Annotated in this window: 2 protein-coding genes; both read left to right on the top strand. The window is 65.4% G+C overall.

Annotation, left to right across the window (positions count from 1 at the left end):
* The first annotated feature begins 185 nt into the window (after positions 1–185).
* The gene (locus AHiyo1_RS23100) at positions 186–1,181 is read left to right on the top strand and encodes a hypothetical protein (protein WP_148667741.1); all 996 of its coding nucleotides are present in this window, start codon (positions 186–188) and stop codon (positions 1,179–1,181) included.
* A gap of 109 nt (positions 1,182–1,290) precedes the next feature.
* A complete protein-coding gene (gene mobL / locus AHiyo1_RS23095) occupies positions 1,291–2,799 on the top strand; it encodes a relaxase MobL (protein ID WP_216363321.1) in 1,509 nt (502 codons plus the stop codon).
* The last annotated feature ends 152 nt before the right edge of the window (positions 2,800–2,951 follow it).

Genomic DNA, 2,951 nt, shown 5'->3' with positions numbered 1-2,951 from the left:
TCCCGCTGCTGTTCGTCGTGACGCTGCTCGCCGTCGCCGAGATCGCTCTGATGCGCTGGCTGTGGCGCACGGGCAGCCGTTGGATCGCCTCGATCCGCGAGCACCACGTAGCCCGGAAGACCACCGGCAAGTAACCGACCGAGAAGAGAGAAAGCGAGATCGATATGCGAATCGCAGGATTGGCGATGACCGATGTGTGGGCACACCGTGTGCTGCGCGAGCGAGGCGTGGAGACCGCACGCATCGAGAACGAGCAGGCGGACGTCGTCGTGTTCGTTGAGACGATGGAGCTGGCGCACCACGGGCCCGAGCAGAACTTCAGGCCGTATCTGCACATGAACGGCGAGCTTCGCGGCGTGCGACCGCATCGGCGACTGCCCTATGGCGTCGACGCGGTGACCTTCCCCACCGGGGGTGGCGAGACGGTGGACGTGTTCTACGAGTTCGACGATAAGCAGCTGACGTTGCTGGCGAAGCGGGGGTACTTCTCCCCTGGCTTCACGGTTCCCGAACAGGTTGTCGGGATCGAATGGGAGCTGCCTGCCACGATGGACGCCATCGTGCTGGCCCCTGCCGGTGATCCGGCGCGCAGCACTGAGAGCGCCCCGGATGTTCCTGTGGTGTTCGTCAAGGTCCATGACCTTGGCAGTCTCGACGTCGACATGGAGTCCTCCGGCTACGACCTGGCCGAATACTTCGCGGACTTCTCGACCGATGGCGCACCGCCTGTGGAGCCCCGAGTGGTCGAGGGACAGAGCCTGCGCCAGCGTTCGGGTGAGATGGCCACCCTGTTCGACGACGCCGACTTCGAGCACGCGCAGGAAGCGACCAGCGTCGCTTCGGCCGAGCAGGGCGAGCCGGAAGCACAGGACGACATGAGTGCGCGCCTGCAGGCCGTCGCTGCCGAGCTGGATGCCGAGGAGGAGCAGTTCCGTCTGGAGCGCGCTGCGCAGGAAGGCACCCCGGAGAACATCTACCGCGATCGGGTCGCCAGTGCCCTGGAGACGGTGGACGAGCCGGTCACGGAAGCTCCTGAGTTGGAGGATCTGTTCTTCGACGATGAGGTGTCCGTGAACGACACCACGCCGGTGCGGCCTACGTACGACGAGCTCAAGCGCAAGGTCGAGCAGCGTGCTGCCGACCTGGAGCACGACGACACCGAGCTCGCGCACCAGCGCTGAGCCTGGGCAATACCAGCGGAAGCACACGAGAACAACGGCCCCGGCGCGTGGATGATCCCACCGTCGGGGCCGTTGTCTTCAATCGATCAGCGGGACAGGAGGGACGGGCGTGGGTCTCAAGCAGGACGTGGTCGTCGTCAACGAATTCAGCGTCAAGAAGCCGGACGGCTCGGGGTCGCGGGGCGCGACACCCGGAAGCTACGTCACGCGGTACATGGCTCGAGAGCAGGCGGTGGAGTCACTGGCACCGGTACAGCGGCTGCGCACCGACGATTTCATCCTTCGATACATGGCTCGCGAGAGCGCGGTCGAACGTGCTCCGTCGAGGCGCGCGGCGAAGGACGAGATGCGCCAGGCCCAGGGGGACGGCGGTGTGGCGTTCGGCTACGGTACGGTGTCGCTCTCTGATGAGCAGCTGCGGGCGGCAAGCCGGGATCTCCAGAAGCACTTCGACAAGGGTCACACGGTGTTCAAGACCGTGCTCTCGTTCGATGAGGCGTATCTGAAGAAGCACGGCATCGTCGATGCGGACTTCCACTGCGAGAACCGCGGCGACTACCGCGGTCACATCGACCAGATGAAGCTGCGAATGGCCATCATGCATGGCCTCAACGGGATGAGCGCGGGAAGCGGTGGGTTCGACGATCTGCGGTATGTCGGCGTGATCCAGGTCGACACCGAGCACGTGCACTGCCATCTCGCGATGGTCGATGCCGGAACCGGCCGCCTCATGCCCAACGGGCAGCAGAAGGGCAAGCTCCTGGACCGGCACAAGTCCCGGCTGCGTCGGGGCGTCGACGCCTGGCTCGACGAGAAGCAGGCGGTGGCCCATCTCTCCAGCGCTGTCGGCTATGAGCGACGAAACGTCACGACCTTCATCAAGCGCTGGGCTCACGAGCGGATGCGGGCGGAGGCGCTCCCCCAGTTCCTGCTCGCCTGCCTGCCTGCGGACCGCAGGCTCTGGCGTGCCGGCACCAATGACATGCGGATGCGCAAGGCCAATGAGATCGTCACGGAGCTGGTCACCGAACAGCTCGGGCGCGCGGGGTCGCCTATGCCTGCGGCGATGGAGAAGATCGTGGACTATGCAAACGAGCGACGAGCGAAAGAGTCGCTGACCACGGATGCCTGGCAGCGTCTGGTCGATTCCGGACGAGCTCAGATCATCGAGCGTGCTGTCAACGGTGTCTACCAGCTGGTGCGTGCGCTGCCGCCGGATGAGCTGAGGATCCGCACTCCCATGCTCAAGGTCATGGGGATGGACTATGAGCAGATGGCGGCGCTGGCGCGCGATCGGCAGGATGCTGCCAGCCAGGAGACGGACGACGATCTGGTGTCGTTCGGATTCCGGCTGCGCAGTTACGCCTCGCGGCTGGATCATCACCGGGAGCGTGCGGCGGCATACCGGGACCTCGTCCGGCAGTGGAGAAGGCCGATGCCGCCGGCGTGGCGGTGGAGGACTCGCGCCCCCTCTATGACTTCTATCGCTTCGAGGAGGAGTACCAGCGCCGGCTTATGGCGAAGTACCAGCACTTCCTGCCGTTCGTCGGCGACGAGCACGCCTGGTATGAGCAGCACAAGCAGGTCTCCGAGTATGGGCAGCGCCTCCTGTCGCTGATGAGCTTGCGCCAGGACGTCTCTCTCCAGCGTATGAAGGAGGGCGAGGACGCCGAACGTCTGGGCCGGGAGATTTACGGTCAGCCGGGCGGACGACTGCTCACCGAAGGCGCAGGAGGCCGCGCGGTGCTCGATCAGCGCATTGCCGCGATG

It is taken from the genome of Arthrobacter sp. Hiyo1 (assembly GCF_001263615.2).
Taxonomy (GTDB): Bacteria; Actinomycetota; Actinomycetes; order Actinomycetales; family Micrococcaceae; genus Arthrobacter.
Note: the sequence above shows the minus strand (reverse complement) of the source record. Positions and strands in the feature narration are given on the sequence as shown.

Excerpts from the sequence above, each read along its gene's own strand:
- AHiyo1_RS23100 (WP_148667741.1), top strand. The coding sequence starts at position 186 with ATGACCGATGTGTGGGCACACCGTGTGCTGCGCGAGCGAGGCGTGGAG.